Annotated in this window: 15 protein-coding genes and 1 pseudogene; 11 read left to right on the top strand and 5 right to left on the bottom strand. The window is 74.3% G+C overall.

Going from position 1 to position 18750, the window contains the following annotated elements; all coding sequences use genetic code 11:
- The first annotated feature begins 25 nt into the window (after nucleotides 1–25).
- Together IF37_RS0135460 and IF37_RS40130 are read left to right on the top strand one after the other, a co-directional pair.
- A complete protein-coding gene (locus IF37_RS0135460) occupies nucleotides 26–784 on the top strand; it encodes an NPP1 family protein (protein WP_030752676.1) in 759 nt (252 codons plus the stop codon).
- A gap of 79 nt (nucleotides 785–863) precedes the next feature.
- Nucleotides 864–1953, top strand: a pseudogene (locus IF37_RS40130) (glycerophosphodiester phosphodiesterase family protein).
- Nucleotides 1954–2051: 98 nt separating this feature from the next.
- On the opposite strand, the gene IF37_RS0135450 reads toward IF37_RS40130, so the two are convergent.
- Nucleotides 2052–2867, bottom strand: coding sequence for an SAM-dependent methyltransferase (locus tag IF37_RS0135450; protein WP_030752673.1), 816 nt, complete (start codon nucleotides 2865–2867; stop codon nucleotides 2052–2054).
- Between the two features lie 85 nt (nucleotides 2868–2952).
- A complete protein-coding gene (locus IF37_RS0135445) occupies nucleotides 2953–3828 on the bottom strand; it encodes a helix-turn-helix transcriptional regulator (RefSeq protein WP_030752670.1) in 876 nt (291 codons plus the stop codon).
- Between the two features lie 1055 nt (nucleotides 3829–4883).
- Between IF37_RS0135445 and IF37_RS0135435 the strand changes: the two genes are divergently transcribed.
- Both IF37_RS0135435 and IF37_RS0135430 read left to right on the top strand, forming a co-directional pair.
- Nucleotides 4884–5540, top strand: a complete 657-nt coding sequence (locus IF37_RS0135435) for a GNAT family N-acetyltransferase (RefSeq protein WP_030752665.1) — start codon at nucleotides 4884–4886, stop codon at nucleotides 5538–5540.
- A 186-nt stretch (nucleotides 5541–5726) separates the two neighbouring features.
- Nucleotides 5727–6320 carry a GNAT family N-acetyltransferase gene (locus IF37_RS0135430; RefSeq protein WP_079166033.1) on the top strand — a complete coding sequence of 198 codons (594 nt, stop codon included), beginning with the start codon at nucleotides 5727–5729 and terminating at the stop codon, nucleotides 6318–6320.
- A 151-nt stretch (nucleotides 6321–6471) separates the two neighbouring features.
- On the opposite strand, the gene IF37_RS0135425 is transcribed toward IF37_RS0135430, so the two are convergent.
- Nucleotides 6472–6930: a flavodoxin family protein gene (locus tag IF37_RS0135425; protein ID WP_030752661.1), complete on the bottom strand. Its 459-nt coding sequence runs from the start codon at nucleotides 6928–6930 to the stop codon at nucleotides 6472–6474.
- A gap of 113 nt (nucleotides 6931–7043) precedes the next feature.
- Here IF37_RS0135425 and IF37_RS0135420 point away from each other — a divergent pair, with 113 nt between their 5' ends.
- Together IF37_RS0135420 and IF37_RS0135415 are read left to right on the top strand one after the other, a co-directional pair.
- On the top strand, nucleotides 7044–7685 hold the full coding sequence (locus tag IF37_RS0135420) for a bifunctional 2-polyprenyl-6-hydroxyphenol methylase/3-demethylubiquinol 3-O-methyltransferase UbiG (protein WP_030752658.1): 642 nt from the start codon (nucleotides 7044–7046) through the stop codon (nucleotides 7683–7685).
- Between the two features lie 98 nt (nucleotides 7686–7783).
- The gene (locus tag IF37_RS0135415) at nucleotides 7784–8497 is read left to right on the top strand and encodes a lipoprotein (RefSeq protein WP_030752655.1); all 714 of its coding nucleotides are present in this window, start codon (nucleotides 7784–7786) and stop codon (nucleotides 8495–8497) included.
- 21 nt (nucleotides 8498–8518) lie between these two features.
- Here IF37_RS0135415 and IF37_RS0135410 read toward each other — a convergent pair whose 3' ends face one another.
- Nucleotides 8519–9151 carry an N-acetyltransferase gene (locus IF37_RS0135410; protein ID WP_030752652.1) on the bottom strand — a complete coding sequence of 211 codons (633 nt, stop codon included), beginning with the start codon at nucleotides 9149–9151 and terminating at the stop codon, nucleotides 8519–8521.
- A gap of 451 nt (nucleotides 9152–9602) precedes the next feature.
- Between IF37_RS0135410 and IF37_RS0135405 the strand changes: the two genes are divergently transcribed.
- From IF37_RS0135405 to IF37_RS0135385, 4 genes are all read left to right on the top strand, one after another.
- On the top strand, nucleotides 9603–10799 hold the full coding sequence (locus tag IF37_RS0135405; RefSeq protein ID WP_030752649.1) for a S9 family peptidase: 1197 nt from the start codon (nucleotides 9603–9605) through the stop codon (nucleotides 10797–10799).
- A 625-nt stretch (nucleotides 10800–11424) separates the two neighbouring features.
- Complete coding sequence (locus IF37_RS0135395; RefSeq protein WP_030752643.1) at nucleotides 11425–12789, top strand: FAD-dependent oxidoreductase; 1365 nt, start codon at nucleotides 11425–11427, stop codon at nucleotides 12787–12789.
- Between the two features lie 296 nt (nucleotides 12790–13085).
- Complete coding sequence (locus IF37_RS0135390; protein WP_253915940.1) at nucleotides 13086–14330, top strand: hypothetical protein; 1245 nt, start codon at nucleotides 13086–13088, stop codon at nucleotides 14328–14330.
- 30 nt (nucleotides 14331–14360) lie between these two features.
- The gene (locus IF37_RS0135385; protein WP_030752637.1) at nucleotides 14361–14648 is read left to right on the top strand and encodes a DUF1232 domain-containing protein; all 288 of its coding nucleotides are present in this window, start codon (nucleotides 14361–14363) and stop codon (nucleotides 14646–14648) included.
- Nucleotides 14649–14698: 50 nt separating this feature from the next.
- Here IF37_RS0135385 and IF37_RS0135380 read toward each other — a convergent pair whose 3' ends face one another.
- Complete coding sequence (locus IF37_RS0135380) at nucleotides 14699–16066, bottom strand: hypothetical protein (RefSeq protein WP_063886443.1); 1368 nt, start codon at nucleotides 16064–16066, stop codon at nucleotides 14699–14701.
- Between the two features lie 261 nt (nucleotides 16067–16327).
- Between IF37_RS0135380 and IF37_RS0135375 the strand changes: the two genes are divergently transcribed.
- Nucleotides 16328–18750 (top strand): SpoIIE family protein phosphatase (locus IF37_RS0135375; RefSeq protein ID WP_030752631.1); only part of this gene is annotated, 2423 nt, incomplete at its 3' end.

Genomic DNA, 18750 nt, shown 5'->3' with positions numbered 1-18750 from the left:
GGCGCCTCGACAACAGGGAGCCCCCGTGCGCCACGTGACCTCCGCGCTCGCCGCCGCCCTCGGCGCGCTCGCCCTCGTCCTCACCGTGCCCGGCACCGCCGGCGCGAGCGTCCTGCAAGCGCTGCCGCAGAACGCCGACGGTCTGGAACAGACCTTCTCCCCCGCCTACGACTACGACGGCGACGGCTGCTACGCCACCGCCGCCATCGGCAGCGACGGCACGATCAACCCCGGTCTGAAGCTGGGCGGCGACGTCAACGGCCACTGCCACGACGCCGCCCAGCTCGCCGCGGCCAACACCTACTCGCGCGAGAAGTGCGACAACGGCTGGTGCGCGGTGGTGTACGCCAGCTACTTCGAGAAGGACCAGGCGACCCTGGGACCCGCGGCCATCGGACACACCCACGACTGGGAGCACGTCGTGGTCTGGATCAAGGACAACGCGGTCCAGTACGTCTCGGTGTCCCAGCACTCCGGCTACCAGGTGGCGGACCGGTCCGCGGTGCGTTTCGACGGCACCCACCCGAAGATCGTGTACCACAAGGACGGTGTCTCCACGCACTGCTTCCGCTTCGCGAACACGAACGACGAGCCGCCCGAGAACGTCACCGGCGGCTGGTTCTACCCCCGTCTGGTGGGCTGGAACGGCTATCCGGCGGGCTACCGCGACAAGCTGCTGGGCGCCGACTTCGGCGCGGCCACCATCAAGATCAAGGACGGCGACTTCCCGTACGCGCTGGCGCACTCCATGCCGTCGGGCATCCCCTTCGACCCCTACGCGTGAGGTTTTGGTGCCCGCCCCGCGCCTGCCCGGCCGGCCCGTACGACGTCTCGTACGGCCCCTGATCGCCGCCCTGGCCCTGCTGCCCGCGCTGCTGTCCCCGGCCGCGGCGCGCGCGGCGCCGGGCGGGCATCCGGCCCGCTTCGACCTCCAGGCGCACCGCGGCGGCCTCGGCCTGACCACCGAGGAGTCCCTGGAGGGCTTCGGCAAGGCTATGCGGCTCGGCGTGTCCACGCTGGAGCTGGACACCCAGGTCACCAGGGACCTCAAGGTGGTCGTGAGCCACGACCGGAGGATCAGCGGCGTCAAGTGCCGGGACACCGGCCCCGCCACCCCCGGTGACCCGCGGTACCCGTACGTCGGCGAGTACGTCAGGGACCTGACCCTGGCTCAGGTGAAGACCCTCGACTGCGGCTACCGGCAACTGCCCGGCTTCCCGGAACAGGAGGTGGTCGAGGGCTTCCGGATGGCGGAGCTGAGGGACGTACTGGACCTGGTCGGGAGCTACCGGGCCCGAGGCGTGAAGCTGAACGTCGAGACGAAGGTGGAGGCGGGCGCGCCCGAACAGACCGCGCCACGCGAGGTGTTCGTCCGCCGGGTGTACGAGGAGATCCACCGCTCGGGCCTCGAGCGGCAGGTGACGATCCAGTCCTTCGACTGGGGCGCGCTGCGCGTGATGCACCGGCTGGCGCCCCGGTCGGGGCCCGGTGCGGCGAGTGGGGGCACCTCCCACGCCCTTAAGGCAGTGGGGGAGCGTGCATGGCGTCGCGAGGCAGGCGGGAGTTTGACGACAGGGCCTGGAGGTCGGGCGGCCGGGCGCGTCGCCGTGGCTGGGCGGGATCGACGCCGACGACTACGGCGGGGACTTCGTCCGGGCGGCGGCGACCCTGCCCGGTGTCACCACCCTCTCCCCCGACTACGGCTTCCCGCGGGACGGCGAGGTGGGCGACCCCGGGTTCCGATTCTACTCCGACGCGACGATGGTCGCCGAGGCGCACGCCCGGGGGCTGAGGGTGGTGCCGTGGACCTGTGACGACCCGGCGACCGTGGCGGCCCTGATGGACCTGGGGGCCGACGGCGTCATCACCGACTACCCCGACCGCGTACGACGGCTCATGGCCGACCGCGGTATGCGGCTGCCGCGCCCCTACCGGCCGCACGGCCACGGCTGACCGGCGGGGCGTGCGCCGCGCGGCGTGGTCGTGGGGCGTTGTCCGGCCGGGGCGGGGCCGGGGTCCGGGAGGTGGGTCGGACCCCGGCCCCGGGTCTGTCACGGCTTGCGGGCGACCGCGCCGTACATCGCGATGTCCTCGTCCCGGATGCCCTGCTCGCCGCTGCCGTCGGGATGCCACTTGTGCACCTGGACGATGCCCGGATCGACGAGTTCCAGGCCCGTGAAGAACGCCTGGGCCTCCTTCAGCGTGCGCAGCCGCATCGGCATGCCGCGGGCGGCGTACTCGCGGGCGACCCGGCCCACCTCCTCGGGGGCGAACTCGGCGGTGCCGATGGACATCGCCAGGTAGCTGCCGGAGGGCAACGGCTCCAGCAGCCGGCGCACCACGCCGACCGCGTCGTCCGCGTCCAGCATGAAGTGCACGATCGCGATGACGGTGAGGGCGACGGGCCGGTCCAGGTCCAGCGTCCCGCGCAGCTCGGGGGCGTCCAGGATGGCCGCCGGATCGCGGAAGTCGGCCTCCAGATAGGCGGTCCGGCCCTCGGGGGAGCTGGCCAGCAGACCCTGGGAGAGGGTGAGCACGATCGGGTCGTTGTCGGCGTAGACGACCCGCGACTCGGGGGCCACGGCCTGGGCGATCTCGTGCAGGTTCGGCGAGGTCGGGATGCCGGTGCCGATGTCCAGGAACTGGCGCACGCCCGCCTGCTCGGCCAGCCAGCGCACGGCACGGTTCATGAAGTCGCGGTTGGCGCGCATGTGCACCGGGAGCGCGGGCCACTCCCGGGACATCGCGTCGCCCGCCTCCTTGTCGGCGGGGTAGTAGTCCTTGCCGCCGAGTATGTAGTCGTAGATGCGGGCGGAGTGGGCGTTCTCGGTGTCGATCCGGTCGGCAGGCCATCCGTTGTCGGGCAACGCCGTGTCTCCCATTCGGGTCGGGTCGGGTCGGGGCTCGGTTCGGCGAGGGGCGTGCGGGGCGGGGGCGCGTGCGGGCGGCGGGTCACCACTCCTCGCGCAGTGCGGTGAGCAGTGCCTCGGTCCGCTTCGCGGACGCGGCCTGGGCGCTGAGCCGGTCCAGGGCCTCCCGGTAGACCACGACCTCGTCGGCCTTGTCCAGGTACACCGCGCCGACCAGCCCGTCGAGGTAGGCGATGTCGGGCAGTTCGCGGGCCCGGAACCGGAAGAGGTGGAAGGTGCCGGCCCGCAGGGCGGGGTGCGGGCCGTTGGCGAACGGCATGAGCTGCACGGTGACGTGGGGCAGCCGGTTGACCTCGATGAGGCGGTCGATCTGCGCGCGCATCACCTCGGGACCGCCGACCGGCCAGCGCAGCACGGTCTCGTCCATCACCACCCACAGTCGCGGCGGTGCCGGGCGGGCCAGCAGTTCCTGGCGGCGCATGCGCAGCGCCACGCGGCGTTCGGTGGCCTCGGCGGACGCGCGCGGACTGTCCGTGTCGAGCAGGGCGCGGGCGTACTCCTCGGTCTGGAGCAGGCCGTGCACGAACTGGTTCTCGTAGGCGCGGATCTGGACGGCCGCCTGCTCCAGGCTGAGGTACGCGGCGAACCAGTCGGGCATGACGTCGCGGTACGTGTGCCACCAGCCGCGCTTGTTGGCCTCGCGCACGGACTGGAGGAAGGTCTCTATCTCCCGCTGGTCCGTGACGCCGTAGACCCGGAGGAGTTTCTCGGCGTCGGCGAGGCGCAGCCGTGCCACCTTGGCCGCCTCCATGCGGCGGATCGTGGAGTGGCTGACCCCGATGGCCACGCCCGCGTCGGCGTAGCTGAGGCCGGCCCGGGTGCGCAGTTCCTCCAGCTGTCTGCCGAGGATCATGCGCAGCACGGAGGGGGCGCCGCCCCAGTCGGTCTCCGCGGTCACGCCCACCCCCTCGATCAGGTCCCGGGATCACCCTCGCATGTGATCGGTGGCCCTGCCCATTCGATCACGAACTGACGGACGCAGCATGCACTTGGCCACTTGCACATTTCAACTTGCCGGTTGCGGGGCGGGGTTGCCGGGTGCCAGAGTGGACCCGCCGCTCCGGCCGGTCCACGGAGCGGACGGCGCCGTCGGCTCCTGGGGACGGGCGGTCACCGCGGCCTCCTGGCCGACGGTGGTGCGTCCGCTGTCCGAACGGCCGGCCGGGTGCCCGCGGACACCGACTCACGAGGCCGGACGAAAGGCACACGGCGATGGCTCCGCCCCGCTCCCCCGACGGCACCCCCGTCCGGACGGCGCCCGGCGGTCGCGGCGGCGCCCCGCCGCGGAGCGGCCGACGCCGTGGCACGTCCCGGCGGGACACCGGACGGCGGGCAGCCCCCGCACCGGCTCCTCCCGGACCGTGCCCCCGTACCACCCGGAGGCGAGCGACCTGGTCGACTCCCCGGGCCTCACGGCCCCGACCGGCTCGCCTCCGGGGCCGCACCCCCGGCCCACGGCCTCGCCGCCCTCGACCGACCGGCCGGTCACCCTCCGGCCCACCACCGACCGGCCCACGGCTCACCGCCCCGTCCCTCGGCGCGGTGGCCACCACCACGCGCCACACGGCTCACCACCCCGCCCCCACCCGCAGCCACCCCACGCCCCGGCCTCCGCGGCCGGCCGGCTCCGGCCCCGGTGACGGCGGCCCCCGCCAGGCTCCACGCGGCCGGCCCCGCCCCGGACCCTTCTCCCCACTCGCCCGAAGGACAGCCATGCGCCACGCCCCCACCGCTCTCGCGCCCACCCCGGCCGCCGACCCGTCCTGGACCCGCACCCACCCCGGGCCCGGCTCGCGGGGACAGTCCGGCTGAACCCCGGCCGGCGACCGGCCATGACCCCGCGGGCGGCCGACCCGCTAGATTCACCGCCGGTGCGGATCGTCCGCACCCGCCGCCGACCCGGTTCCGCAGGTGTTCCGCGTCCGCGGCGCGCACCGCACCACCGGGGGATCCATGGTCTGGTCGCTCATCCGCCGCCGTCGGACCACGTCCGGTCTGCCCGTCCCGGGGAGGTGCGCGCCCGGCCGGCACGTGCTGGAGACCCCGCGGTTGCTGCTGTTCACCCCCCGCACCCGGCTGGACCTGGTGGCGGCGCTCGCGGCGAGCGCGGACGACGAGGCGCAGCGCTGGCTCGGCACCAAGGCCGGCGAGGTGCTGCCCGATCCCGCCCTCCGCCGGGCCCTGCTGGACTGGCGGCCGGCCGGCGACGACGCCCGCCGGATCCCCGAGGTCCTGGCCGAGCCGTACGCCCCCGGCCCCGACGACCCGCTGCTCCTCGTCTGCGTGCGCCGGTCCGACCTCCGCTACGCCGGCGCCCTGGAACTCCAGCAGCACCGGGGGGAGATGGGCGGCTGGCTGGCACCGGGCTGCCGGGGCCAGGGACTGGGCACGGAGCTGTTCCGGGCGGGCGTGCGGCTGGCCCACTCCCATCTCGGGCTGACCACGGTCCGGGCCGGGGCCGAACCCGGGAACACCGCGAGCCGGCGGGCCCTGACCCGCGCGGGCCTGGTGCCCGACCGGGGCCCGGCCCGGCACACCCTGCCCGACGGCCGGGTGGTCGACGCCGTCTGGCACCGGCACGACACCACGGCGCCCGCGCACTGCCACTGAGCCCTCACGAGACGACACGGCCCCTTACGAACGACATGGCACGGCACCCGCGCGCCGGGTGCCGTACGACGGCCGGGCGCACCCGGCGGGCAGCCCCGGCGGAACCGGCTGTACCCGGCCGTGCCCGGCCGCGCCCGGCCGACGATGCGGACATATGCTGCGAAATGCCGCCTCGAAGGAGTGCCCATGGCTGACGCGCCCTACGACCCCGACGCCCCCCACACCGCACCGGGTCCCCCCGGCCCTCCCGCCACCGAGCTGACGCTGCGACCGCTCGGTTTCGAGCACCTGGCCGCCGTACTGGAACTCGGTCGCCGGGTCTACGACACCGACGCGATGCCGTACACCGGTTGGTCGCTGTCCGCCGTCGCCGGGCACCTGGACGCGCCGGACCCGGCCTGCCTGGTGCTCCTCGACGGCGAGCGGGTCGCCGGGTTCGTGCTCGGTTCCCTCTCCTTCGAGCAGCGCGCCGACTGGGGTTACCTGGAGTGGATCGCGGTCGACCCGGACTACCAGGGACGCGGGGTGGCCTCCCGGCTGGTCAAGGAGTGCTGTGCGCGGCTGGCGGCGGCCGGCGCGGTGTGCGTGGTCACGGACGTGGAGCGCCGCAACACCGCCTCCGCCGAGCTGATGCGCCGCAACGGCTTCGCGGAGGAGGCCACCGTCAGCCTCTTCGTCCGGCCGCTCGCCGACGCGCCCGCGCCCGGCCCGGGCCGGTCCCGGGACACCTCGGCGCCACGCCGTCACCTCACCCGCGCGGCGGCCGAACGGGTGCGCTGAGCCGTGGCACGCGTCAGGAGGCGGTCGCGCACCCTACGAGGACCGCTACGGTGGCCGCGCGACGGGCACGGAGCGCTCGGACGACGGACCTGGCCCCGGACCCCGGCTCGGCGCGGCGGGCGGGCGGGCGCAGGGCATCAGGCGCAGGGCATCAGGCGTCGGGCATCAGGCCCGCCGCGAGCGTGGCGCCCAGCTCCCAGCACGCCTGTGTGTCGGCCTTGCCCGGCTCGCCGGTGACCGTCACCGGCTCCGCCGCCCGGCGCCAGCCGAGACCGGTCGTGACGGTCCCGACGGCCCGGACCGCGCCGGTGACGTCGTTGCCGCCGTGCACGTAGAAGCCGAAGGGGCGGCCCCGGGTCTCGTCCAGGCAGGGGTAGTAGATCTGGTCGAAGAAGTGCTTGAGCGCGCCTGACATGTACCCCAGGTTGGCGGGCGTGCCGAGCAGGTACCCGTCGGCTGCGAGCACGTCGGAGGCGGTGGCCGACAGGGCCGCCCGGCGTACGACGCGGACGCCCTCGATCTCCGGTGTCGTGGCGCCCGAGACGACGGCTTCGAGCAGCGCCTGGCAGTTCGGCGAGGGAGTGTGGTGGACGATCAGCAGGGTAGGCACATCCCGCACCCTGCCGTGCGACCGTCGCCCCTCGCAAACGGCGGGGCGCGGCAGGCGGTGTGACGGACGCGCGCGGGGCGCGTCGCGCACGGGACGGGACGGAAGGGGTCGCCGTGGCCGAGGAGGACAGCCGGGCACCGGCCGCCGTGGTGTTCGACGCGCTGGGAGCCGCCTACGAGCGGGCGTTCGCGTCCTCCGCGCCGCACCGGGCGTCGCTCGGCCGGCTGCTGGAGTTGCTGCCGCCGGGCAGCCGGGTGCTGGACGTGGGCAGTGGCACGGGACGGCCGACGGCCGAGACCCTGGCCGGGGCCGGACACCGGGTGCTGGGCATCGACGTCTCACCCGTCATGGTCGGCCTGGCCGCCCGGCAGGTGCCCGGCGCGGAGTTCCGGCTCGCCGACATCCGCGAGACGCCGCTGGCGGAGGCGTCGTTCGACGCCGTGTGCGGATACTTCTCGCTGCTCCAGATGACCCGCGCGGAGCAGACCGCCGTCGTGGCGAAGCTGGCCCGAGCGGTGCGGCCGGGCGGCCTGGTCGCGCTGGCCACCGTACCGCTGGACGCGGAGGACGCGGACGGGGTCTTCATGGGGCAGCCGGTCCGGGTGACCAGCTTCGCCGCCGAGGACTTCACCCGGCTGGTGACCGGAGCGGGCCTGACGGTGCTGGCCGAGGAGCGGACGCTGTTCACCCCGGCCCACCCCGACGCCTCCCCCGAACCCCAGCTGTTCCTGCTGGCGCGGCGCGCGGCGGATTGACCCGGGCGCCGGCGGGCCCCGGTACGCCGGGACATCCCGTGCGGCGCTGTCACACCCCTCGGTTACAGTGACGGCTCCGAACCGAAGGGGAGACGACAGTGCAGGTCAGGGTGGGGACGGTCGGCGGCCGGGTGGTCGTCGCGGCGGCGCTCGCGGCGATGCTCGGCGGGTGCGCGGAGACGGCGGACGACGACGGCCGGAAGTCCGCGAGCGCGTCGCCGAGCGCCAAGGGAGCGGCGGCCGGGGACACGGCGGCGAAGGGTACGGCGGCGGCCCGCGGCGGTACGGTCGGTCCGGCCGGGTCCGCCTGCGAACTCCCGGTCCGGTTCGACATCGCCGAGGACTGGAAGGCCAAGCCGGTCGACGCCGGGAAGGATCTGTCCAAGGCGTCGAAGGGCGGCGACGGCGACCTGGGCGGGGAGCTGGCCGATGCCTTGCTGCGGCAGGGGCCGGTCACCATGGCCTGCGAGATCGACGCCAAGCCGGCCGGCAACATCGGCTTCCTGCGCGTGTGGACGGGCAAGCCCGGCGACACGGACGCGGGCGGTGCGCTGCGCGCGTTCGTCGCCGCCGAGGACAACGTCAGCGAGGAGAAGTACCACTCCTTCAAGACCGGCGGCGGGCTCGCCGCGGTGGAGGTGGAGTACCTCTACACGAGCAAGCTCCTGGACGAGACGAAGAAGGAGAGCGCCTTCGCCGTCGCCACGCCCGACGGCCCGGTCGTCCTGCACCTCGGCGGTATGGACACCGGGGAGCACGAGGAGATGCGGCCCGCGTACGACCTCGCCAAGCAGTCCCTCACGCTCGTCTGACGGCCACCGCCCGCACCCCGCTCACTCCCGGCTCGTGGCCCGGCCCAGATAGGTGAGCGGGCCGGCGTCCGCGACCGGGATCTCGTGGAAGCCGACCCGGTCGTAGAACGCGCGGGCCGGGGTGTTGGCGGTGACCATACCGAGGTGGACCGCCGGGACGCCCCGTGCGTGCAGGGCGTCGAGGAAGGTGTGCAGCAGGCGTCGGCCGTGCCCCCGCCCCTGCCGGCCCGGCAGCAGGTCGATGTGGAGATGAGCCGGGTGACCGGCGAGTTCGGGTACGAGCATCCGTTCCGGGTGGTGCAGGAGCCGGATCATCTCCTCGGTGGGGGTGCGGGGCGGCCCGGCGGGCTCCGGGTAACGGCCGGCCAGCCGCGGTATCCAGCTCTGCCGGAAGTCCGCGACGAAGCGCTCGGTGTCCGCGGTGCCGAGGATGTACCCCACGACCCGCCCGGTGCCGTCGTCCAGCACGAAGGCGAGGCCGGGGTCGAAGTGGCAGTACGGCTCGGCGAAGATCGACGGCATGAGGCGCAGGTCGGGGTGGATCGCCCGGGAGTCCCCTCCCAAGTGCGCGGTGCGGACGCAGACATCGGCCACGGCGTCGCGGTCGGTGGGGCGGTAGGGCCTGATCAGCGGGGTGTGATCCAGGGGCGGCATGCCCACATCCTGAACTCTTGGGAGCGCTCCCACAAGGGGTTTCCAGCGAGCCGACCGCCCCTCACAAACGAGCACGGCCAACAGGACTCGTAAGAGACACCGCGAAAGCGATGCACGAGGGCTCACCTTGCACAGGGGCGTACAGTGCGATGCCCGGCAGCGCACCATTCAAAGCATTTCCGCTTCGCGGCTCAGGCGGACTCCGATTGCGTCGTCGCATTGACCACCAGGGGCTAAACCTTCCAACTGACTTAATTCCAGACTCAATTCCACGGCTTCCGACGGCTCGCCGGGGCGAATCCTCCCTCAGCGGAGCGCGTCGACGGCGGCTACGTTTTTCAACAGCGGCGACGTTCTCCGAGAGCGCGCCGCCACCGCGCCGACATCGGTGACAAATGGACGCCGAGCGCATAACCGGGTATCCAAGCCCGCCTGAATGAAGGGGTTTCCCATGGAATTCATCTTCAAGGACCAAGCCTTCAAGTTCGAGACTCTGCGCGCCGCGGGATTCGCTGCGGACGCCGGTGCCGACATCGGCGAGGTCATCGTGACCACGGCGCAGATTCCCGAGGGAGACGAGGACGCCTGGACCGCGGCCTGGAAGGCGACCGCCGAGCGGATCGCGACGCGCGGCGAGGATTCGCTCGAGGCCGGCGACCCGGTCAGTGCGCGCGAAGCGTTCCTGCGCGCGTCGAGCTACTACCGGTCGGCCGAGTTCTACCGCCGCCAGGATCCGCTCAACGACCCGCAGGTCCTCGAACTGTCGCGACTGTCCAAGGATTACATGGTCAAGGCCGGCGCTCTGCTGGACGGTCCGTTCCGCGAGGTGTCCATCCCGTTCGAGGACGGCGAGATCCCCGGTTACCTGTACCTCGTGGACGACAGCGGGCAGCCGCGTCCCACCGTCATCTACACCAACGGCTTCGACTCCACCCGCGAGGAGGGCTACTTCGTCATCGGCGCGGCGGCGCTGCGACGCGGCTACAACTTCCTGGCGTACGACGGGCCGGGACAGGGCTGGATGATCCGCGAGAAGAAGGTTCCGTACCGGCCGGACTGGGAGAACGTGCTGGGCCCCGTGGTCGACTACGCGCTGACCGTTCCCGAGATCGACAACGACAAGATCGTGCACTTCGGTTACAGCCTGGGTGGATACCTCGTGGCCCGGTACGCGGCCCACGACCACCGGTCGGCGGCGATCGTGTGCAACGACGGTCTGCTCAGCTTCTACGCCTCCTACCCTCCGATTCCGGCCGAAACGTTGCGCCTCGTCGAAGAGGAGCGGGATACCGAGGCGCTCCCCCTCCTGGAAGGGATGGCCAAGGAGGACACCAACGCCCGTTGGGGCCTGCAGAACGGTGTCTGGGTCAACGGGGTCTCCGACTTCGCCGAGTACGTCCGCAGTACCCGCGACTACACCCTGACCGTGGACGACGCCCACAACATCCAGACCCCCGTCCTCCTCCTCGAAGGGGAGAACGACAAGGTCTTCGCGGGTCAGGCGACCAAGCTCGCCGCAGAACTGCGGGCACCGCACGAGCACATCGTGATGCGCAGTGCCGACGGCGCGGGGGAACACTGCCACGAGGGGGCGATGTACCTGCTCCACCAGACGGTGTTCAACTACCTCGCCAAGACCCTCCGGTAGAGGCGTCGCCGGCGCAGCGCGTGCCGGACGCGAAGACCTGCCGTGTCACACGTCTTCGCGTCCGGCGCGCGCTCCTGCGAGCTCTCGCGCCGCACCCCGACATCGGCTGCCGCGAGACACTGCGGAACCGGGTGAAGCGGCAGGAGATCGACGCGGTAACGCGCCCGGTGGCGACGGAGCCACCGGTACGCGGCCGCCATCTGCCGGCCGAGCGGGACGACTTCGCGGTCGCCGTCCGCACGGGCCGGGTCCGGCACGGCCGCCAGACGGCTGCCGAGGCCGGGCAGCCGAGGGTCGGCGCACCGGTGGACGGGGCGCGCATCGCCCACCGCCGTAACCTCGACGACCGGCACCGGCACCCCCGCACTCGGCCGACGCGTCGGCGGCGGCATGACGGCGCACGTTCCAGGGCCGGGATCGACCGTCCGCGAGGAGTCGGTCCACGGCGCGGGAAAGGCGGCGGTCCACCGGATCATCCGGTCGACCTGACCGCATAAGCGATCCCTGGACGGGCCATAAGTCCCGCTTATGAGGTCATAGACCAGACCCCCGTAGCTAGTAAGGTCTGCCTTAGTTTAGGCTTCCTGATCAAGTCGCCCATTTCCTGCTCGAAGGGAACCTGATCATGCCGCGCCCCCTGCGGGTAGCCATCGTCGGAGCCGGCCCCGCCGGGATCTACGCCGCCGACGCCCTGCTCAAGTCCGAGGTGGCCGCCGGTCCCGGCGTGTCCATCGACCTCTTCGAGCGGATGCCCGCCCCGTTCGGCCTGATCCGGTACGGCGTCGCGCCCGACCACCCGCGCATCAAGGGCATCATCACCGCCCTGCACCAGGTGCTCGACAAGCCGCAGATCCGCCTGTTCGGCAACGTCGACTACCCGACGGACCTCAACCTGGACGACCTGCGCGCGTTCTACGACGCGGTGATCTTCTCCACCGGCGCGATGGCCGACCGCGAGCTGCGCATACCCGGCATCGAGCTGGACGGGTCCTACGGCGCCGCCGACTTCGTCTCCTGGTACGACGGCCACCCGGACGTGCCGCGCACCTGGCCGCTTCAGGCCGAGAAGGTCGCCGTGCTCGGCGTCGGCAACGTGGCCCTCGACGTGGCCCGCGTCCTGGCCAAGACCGCCGACGAACTGCTGCCGACGGAGATCCCGCCGAACGTCTACGACGGGCTGAAGGCGAACAAGGCCGTGGAGATCCACGTCTTCGGCCGCCGTGGCCCGGCGCAGGCGAAGTTCAGCCCGATGGAGCTGCGGGAACTGGACCACTCCCCCAACATCGAGGTCATCGTCGACCCCGAGGACATCGACTACGACGAGGGCTCGATCGCGACCCGGCGCGGCAACAAGCAGGCCGACATGGTCGCCAAGACGCTGGAGAACTGGGCGATCCGGGACGTCGGCGACCGTCCGCACAAGCTCTTCCTGCACTTCTTCGAGTCGCCGGCCGAGATCCTCGGTGAGGACGGGAAGGTCGTCGGTCTGCGCACCGAGCGGACCGCCCTGGACGGCACCGGCAACGTCAAGGGCACCGGCGAGTTCAAGGACTGGGACGTCACCGCGGTCTACCGCGCGGTCGGCTACCTCTCCGAGAAGCTGCCCAAGCTGCCCTGGGACCTCGACTCCGGCACCGTCCCGGACGAGGGCGGCCGGGTGATCGAGGAGGGCGGCTCGCACCTGTCGTCCACCTACGTCACCGGCTGGATCCGGCGCGGCCCGGTCGGTCTCATCGGCCACACCAAGGGCGACGCCAACGAGACCGTGGCCAACCTGCTGGACGACCACGCCAACGGCCGGCTGCACACCCCGACCGCGCCCGAGCCGGAGGCCGTGGACGCCTTCCTCGCCGAGCGGAACGTCCGGTTCACCACCTGGGAGGGCTGGTACGCGCTGGACGCCGCCGAGCGCGCCCTGGGCGAGCCGCAGGGCCGTGAGCGGGTGAAGATCGTCGAGCGCGAGGACATGCTGCGGGAGAGCGGGGCGTAAGGCCCCGGCTCCACGCCGGGTTCCAGGGGGCCGGCGGCGATGCACGGGGTTCCAGGGGGCGGGCGCCGACGCGTCGGCCCCCTGCCCGTTCGGACCCCGCCGCCCGGGCCCCGGGTAACGCCCCCCAGAGTCCGGCGGCCACGGGCTGCGCGCCGCGCACACCCCCGGGCGTACGACGCGCGCCCGTGCGCCGGTCGCACCCCCGGACGACGCGCGGGGAGGGGCCCCGGCCGCCGTCTCGCGCCGCCGAACGGTGATACTGGGAGACGCATCCGCTCCCATCGGCAGATTGGCTCATGTCGAACTCCGCCACCGACCACGCCACCACCCCGCAGACCCTCTGGGCGGCCCGGGGGCGTCACACCGGTCCCTCCCCGGAGGACCTCGTGCGCCGCACCCTGAGCCGGCACAAGGAGAGCGGGGACATCGACGACTTCGCCGAACCACCCGCCCCCGACGATTCCGAGCTGGTTGTCTTCGAGGCCCGCTGGCGGGCCGGCGGCACGGTGACCGTACGGGCCCGGCTCACCCTCGTACCGCCCCGGGGCCGGCTGCACGGGCGCGAGTGGCGGCTGGTCGCGGAGGCGGAGCGGCCGTGGGACGACGCGTGGCCCTCGCCCGCGACCCTGTTCTGGCCCGACGGCGGCGCCGACGAGGACGACGGCTCCTGGGACCATCACCCCACGGTCGCCGGTCTGCGCTTCCGGCAGGTCAACCCGCTGCCCGAGGACGACAAGGAGATGCGGCGCCGGCTGCGGGACACGGCCCGGGAGGCATGGTGTGTCCATGTCGTCGTACACGAGGCGATGACACCGGACGAGCGGGGCCGGCTGCCGCTGGCGGGGCTGCTGCCGCCCGGCCTGCGGCACCGCGTGGTCGAGCACCGGGCCGCACCGCAACAGCTGCGCGGGGTCAACTGGGCGCTGAAGGACCTCGGCGTCGAGGTGCCGCGCGGCGGCGCGGTGCTGCTGCCGCCGGACCCGGCGCCGGAGGCGTACGACGGCCGGGAGCACAGCGTGCGCAACGTCTTCCTGGACGGCTCGGAGCCGACCGGACTCGTCGCGGCCCTGCGGCACTTCACGGCCATGCCGCGCCCCCTCCCGCGGGACGCCGCGGAGGCGCTGGCGGACCTGCGCGAGCACTGGGCCCTGCTGACCCTCCAGGAGAAGCTGGAGAGCGAGCGGCGGCTGGTGGCGATGTACGCCGAGGCGCTGGAGGCGATGACGAAGTCCCGGGACCTGTACAAGCAGGCCGCCGAGCAGGCTCTGGAGGCCCTGGCCGCCTACCAGGACGTCCCGGCGCCGGCCCTGCCGCAGCAGCGGCCCGACTCCCGGCCCGCGACCCCGTTCCAGCAGCTGACCCGGACGTTCGAGCGGCTGAGGCTCACGGCCCTGGGCCGTCCGCAGGCGGAGCCGGCCACGGACGGCACAGCCGTCGGCACCCCGACCGGTACGGCGGTCGTCGGCACCGCGGCCGGTACCGTGCGGGAGGACGAGGACGGCACGGGCGCCGGCGGCGGCACGGACGAGAGGCCGTCCTAGCCGTCAGGGGCGGCCGGGACAAGGAGCCACATGGATCAGACCACGACCCTGCTGGTGATCGGGGCCGGTGTCGCAGCGGCGCTGCTCGTCGTCGCCGTCGCCCTGCTGGTACGGCTGGTGCGCGCACGGCGGACACTGCGGCGGGCGGGGCTGCCGACGGGCCCGCGGTGGGTGTTCTGGGGCGCGGTCGCCTATCTGCTGCTCCCCACCGACCTGCTGCCCGACCCGGTCTACCTGGACGACATAGGCGTCCTGCTCCTCGCCCTGCGCAGTCTGCGTTCCGCCCGGCCGCTGCCGGACGGGACGACCAAGGGCTGACCGACCGCGCCGCGCACGGGTGCCGGTCCGGGGCCCGGGACACGGCGGCCTCAGCCGGTGCCGTCGGTCCGCGTGCCGCCCACCGTGAGCGCGGTCAGCAGGACCACGAGGGCCCCGAGGGCGGCAGCGGCGGCCGTCGGACCGGCCAGCCAGGGCGGAGCCAGGGTCGCCGCCTCCAGCCGGGCCGGGACCGGCAGGCCCAGCCGTCCGCCGAGCATCCGTCCGGCGGCGAGCACCGCCGTCACCCCGACGGCCGCCGTCGCGGCGATGAGCCGGGCCGCCGCCACCCGCGCGGTGAGGGCGAGCGCCAGCAGTCCGCACAGGGCCGAGGCGAGCAGGGTGGCGCCGAGGACGCCGTGGGAGAGTCCGGCCCAGTAGCGCGGGACGTGCGCCACCCCGCACAGAAGCACCAGCAGCGCGGCGCCCCGGGCGGCCCGTGCGCCGGCCGTCGGCGCCCGGTCGTCCCCGGCCGGCTGCCCCGCCACCCGTACCTTCCGCGGCCGGGTCTTCTCCGGCCGCCCCGTCCTCGACCGCTCCGTCCTCGACCGCCTCTTGCCCGGCTGCCGCCTTCTCCCCCGCCGTTCCTCGGCGTCCTCGTCCGTGCCGGGCCGCTCCGCCGGGGCTCCCTGAGGCGGCGGGGCTCCCTGGGACTGCGGAGGGTCGGTGGACGGCGGTGTCCACGGGGGCCGCGGCGGCGGGGAGAGCACCGGTGGCGTGCCGCCCACGGCGGCGGCCGGGACGGCGACGGGATCGAGACCGGGGCCGGGACCGGGACCAGGGCCGGGCTGCTGGTCGGCGGACCCGGCCGAGACCGGCCGCGCGTCGGCGGGCGCGGGCCCCGCCGGTTGCGGGCAGGACCGCTCGCCGGTCCCCCGGTCCGCCGACAGCCGGTCGATCAGCTCGGCGAGTTCCTCGACGGGCCGGTGGACGGCCACCGCCCGTACGGCCGCCTCCCCGCAGTGGGGCTCCACGGGTCGCTGGTGCAGCAGCTGCACCAGCCGGGAGACGTCCGCCAGCGGGCGGCCCTCGGCGGCGGCGCGGATCACCTCGTCGGCGCTGTCGGTCCCCCGGGGCGGCTTGGTCAGCAGCGTCACCAGGCGGGTGACGTCCTCCACGGACCGGTCGAGGCCGACCGCGCGCAGCGCGGACGCCGTGGTCCGGGCGTGCTCGGGCGAGCTCTCCAGCAGGGAGATGAGCCGGACGACGTCCTCCAGCGGGCGGTCGGCGACGGCCGCGTGGACCAGGCGGTGCAGCGGGTCGCCGTACGCGCCGTCGTCCGCCCCGGGGCCGTCGGGACGCTCCCCGGCGGGCCGCGTGGACGAGGCGAGGAGGTGGGGCGGCGTGGGCAGCACGGTGGCCGCCGGTGCCGTGGGTATCGGCGAGTCGTCGGGTCGGGGGGAGGAAGAGCGGGTGGTCATCTCGACTCCAGGAGGAAGGTGCGAGCGTGCCGGCGCCCCCGCGTGCGGTCGCGGCATCACGCAGTCCATTACTAGGAGCGGGCCCGGGGCCCCGCCACTCGGGCGGTGCGCTGGTGTGAGACGTCCGGGATGCCCCGCCCGGACACCACCGCCCACGCCGCCCGGGTGACGGCCGCTCGCCCGCCCAGGTGCGTCCCCCGTGTCCCGTGGCGCATTCTTGCTGTGTCATCCGGCTGAGGCGCACGGGACGAGGCGGGTCCGATGGCTGGGAGCGACGAGCGGACGATCGGTACCGGGGACCGGCTGGCCGCGCTGCTCGCCGACGCCTCGACCACCGCCCTCGGCGCGGCCGACGCCCGGGTCGCGGGCGTGTACCTGCGGTCCGGCACCCCCGGCCTGCTGCGCCTGTCGGTGCTCGCGGGTCTGCCCGGCCCGCTGTTCCGGCCCTGGTGGCGGCTGCACGTCGACCGTCCCTTCCCCGTCGCCGACGCCTACCGGCTGGGCGTCCCGGTGGTGCTGCCGGACGCCGCGGAGACCATGCGCCGGTACCCCCAGTTCGCGGCCGGTCTGCCCTTCCCCTTCGCGTCGGTGTACCTGCCGGTGCCGGGCGGGACCGAGCCCCTCGGGGTGCTCACGGTGCTGCTCCCGGCGGCGACGGACGGCGCGGGTGGCGTCCTCGACCGGGGGCTGCTGGCCCGGCTGGCCGAGGGTCTGGGCGCCGAACTGCTCGCCCTGGCCGACGGGGACCCCGGCGCGGTGTCCTGGGACGGGGAGCCGCTGTGCGTACGGCCGCCCGCGGGCCGGCCGGCGCGGGCCGCCGTGGGCCGGTTCAGCTGGGACCCGGTGACCGACACCGTGCGCGCCGACGACCGGCTGCACGCGCTCCTCGGCCGGTACCCCGGCGAGTTCGCGGGGACGGCCGCGGCGCTCGCGGAGGCCGTGGCCCCGGACGACGCGCGGCGCGTCCTGGCCGCGCTGCGCGACACCGCGGCCGGCGAGCCGCCCGGCGCGACGTTGAGTCTGCGGGCCCGGGACGGCACACCGCGGCTGCTGGAGCTGTGGCCACAGGACGCAGGAGGCGCCGGGCCGGCCGTCGGCGGGGTGGTGTTCCACGCCGGTCGGGGGGCCGCCGCCGAGGGCGCCGCGGACCTGCTGCCGCAGGGCGTGTTCTGCGTGGACCGGCTGGGTCTCGTCGTGTACGCCAACCCGGCGGCGGCCCGGCTCGCGGGCCGGCCACCGAAGTGGCTGCTCGGGCGTGCGCTGTGGGACGCGATGCCGTGGCTGACCGGGCCGCCCCACGACGACCAGCTGCGCGGCGCCCTGCTCGCCTCCGACCCGGTGCACTTCCATGTGCGGCGGCCGGCCGGCGACCGGGACGGCCCCACCGGGGGCGACTGGCTGGCCGTCTCGGTGTATCCCGGCGCGGACGTGCTGACCTGCACGCTCGAACCGGCCAGCCGGATGGATCCCGCGGTGGCGCCGGTGCCGCCGGCGGACCCGGACGACGACCCGGTGGTGGGCGACCGCTCGATGGCGCCGTTGTACCGGCCGATCGCGCTGGCCATCGCGCTGACCGACGCGGTGACCGCGCGGCAGGTGTCGGCGGTGGTGATGCAGGAGCTGCTGCCCGCGTTCGGCGGCCGGCGGCTGGCCATCTTCCTGCTCCAGGACCGGCGTCTGTACCTGGCCTGGGAGACCGGTTTCCGGCAGGGGTTCCTCGCGCCGTTCGACGGCGTCGGGCTGGACGCGCGCCTTCCGGGGGTGGAGACCCTGACCACCGGCCGGCCGCTGTTCTTCGAGTCGATGCAGCAGCTCGGCGCGGCCTACCCGGGGCTCGCGCTCGACGCCGAAGTGGGGTCCCGGGCCTATCTGCCGCTGATCGCCTCCGGGCGGCCGGTGGGCTCCTGCATCCTCGGCTTCGACCGGCCGCGCGGCTTCAGCACGCAGGAGCGCTCGGTCCTCACCGCGCTCGCCGGGCTGATCGCGCACGCGATGGAGCGGGCCCGCCGCTACGACAGCGAGGCGGCCCTGGCCCGCGGGCTCCAGCAGGCGCTGCTGCCGCGCCGGCTGTCGTCGCATCCGCGGGTGGAGACCGCGGGACGCTATCTGCCGGGGACCCAGGGCATGGACGTGGGCGGCGACTGGTACGACGTGGTGGAGGCCGGGGACGGGCTGGCGCTGGTCATCGGCGACGTACAGGGGCACGGGGTGCAGGCGGCGGCCACCATGGGTCAGCTGCGCAGCGCCGTACGGGCGTTCGCACTGGGCGACCGGCCGCCGGACGAGGTGCTGAGCGGCACCAACCACCTGCTGATCGACCTGGACCCGGGCCAGTTCGCGAGCTGCTGCTACCTGCGGCTCGACCCCGCCACCGGCCGGACCAGGATCGCCCGGGCGGGGCACCCGCCGCCGCTGCTGCGCTGCCCGGACGGCCGCACCCGGGTGCTCGACGTCCCGGGCGGTGTCGTCCTCGGGGTGGATCCGCACGCCCGGTACCCGGTGACCGAGCTGGTGCTGGAGCCGGACGCGATCCTCGCCCTGTACACCGACGGTCTGGTGGAGCGGCCCGGCGCCGACATCGACGAGGGCATCGCGGCGTTGCGGCTGGCGCTCGCCAGGGCCGGCGGCGCGGCCGGCCGGCGCGGGGGGCGCTGCCTGGCCGGGGTCGCCGACCGGCTCACGGC

This window comes from Streptomyces sp. NRRL S-31 (assembly GCF_000718775.1).
Lineage (GTDB): Bacteria > Actinomycetota > Actinomycetes > Streptomycetales > Streptomycetaceae > Streptomyces.
This window is presented reverse-complemented; position numbering and strand designations above follow the sequence as displayed.

Excerpts from the sequence above, each read along its gene's own strand:
- IF37_RS0135435 (WP_030752665.1), top strand. The coding sequence starts at position 4,884 with ATGGTCTGGTCGCTCATCCGCCGCCGTCGGACCACGTCCGGTCTGCCC.
- IF37_RS0135430 (WP_079166033.1), top strand. The coding sequence starts at position 5,727 with ATGGCTGACGCGCCCTACGACCCCGACGCCCCCCACACCGCACCGGGT.
- IF37_RS0135410 (WP_030752652.1), bottom strand. The coding sequence starts at position 9,151 with ATGCCGCCCCTGGATCACACCCCGCTGATCAGGCCCTACCGCCCCACC.
- IF37_RS0135405 (WP_030752649.1), top strand. The coding sequence starts at position 9,603 with ATGGAATTCATCTTCAAGGACCAAGCCTTCAAGTTCGAGACTCTGCGC.
- IF37_RS0135395 (WP_030752643.1), top strand. The coding sequence starts at position 11,425 with ATGCCGCGCCCCCTGCGGGTAGCCATCGTCGGAGCCGGCCCCGCCGGG.
- IF37_RS0135390 (WP_253915940.1), top strand. The coding sequence starts at position 13,086 with ATGTCGAACTCCGCCACCGACCACGCCACCACCCCGCAGACCCTCTGG.
- IF37_RS0135385 (WP_030752637.1), top strand. The coding sequence starts at position 14,361 with ATGGATCAGACCACGACCCTGCTGGTGATCGGGGCCGGTGTCGCAGCG.
- IF37_RS0135380 (WP_063886443.1), bottom strand. The coding sequence starts at position 16,066 with ATGACCACCCGCTCTTCCTCCCCCCGACCCGACGACTCGCCGATACCC.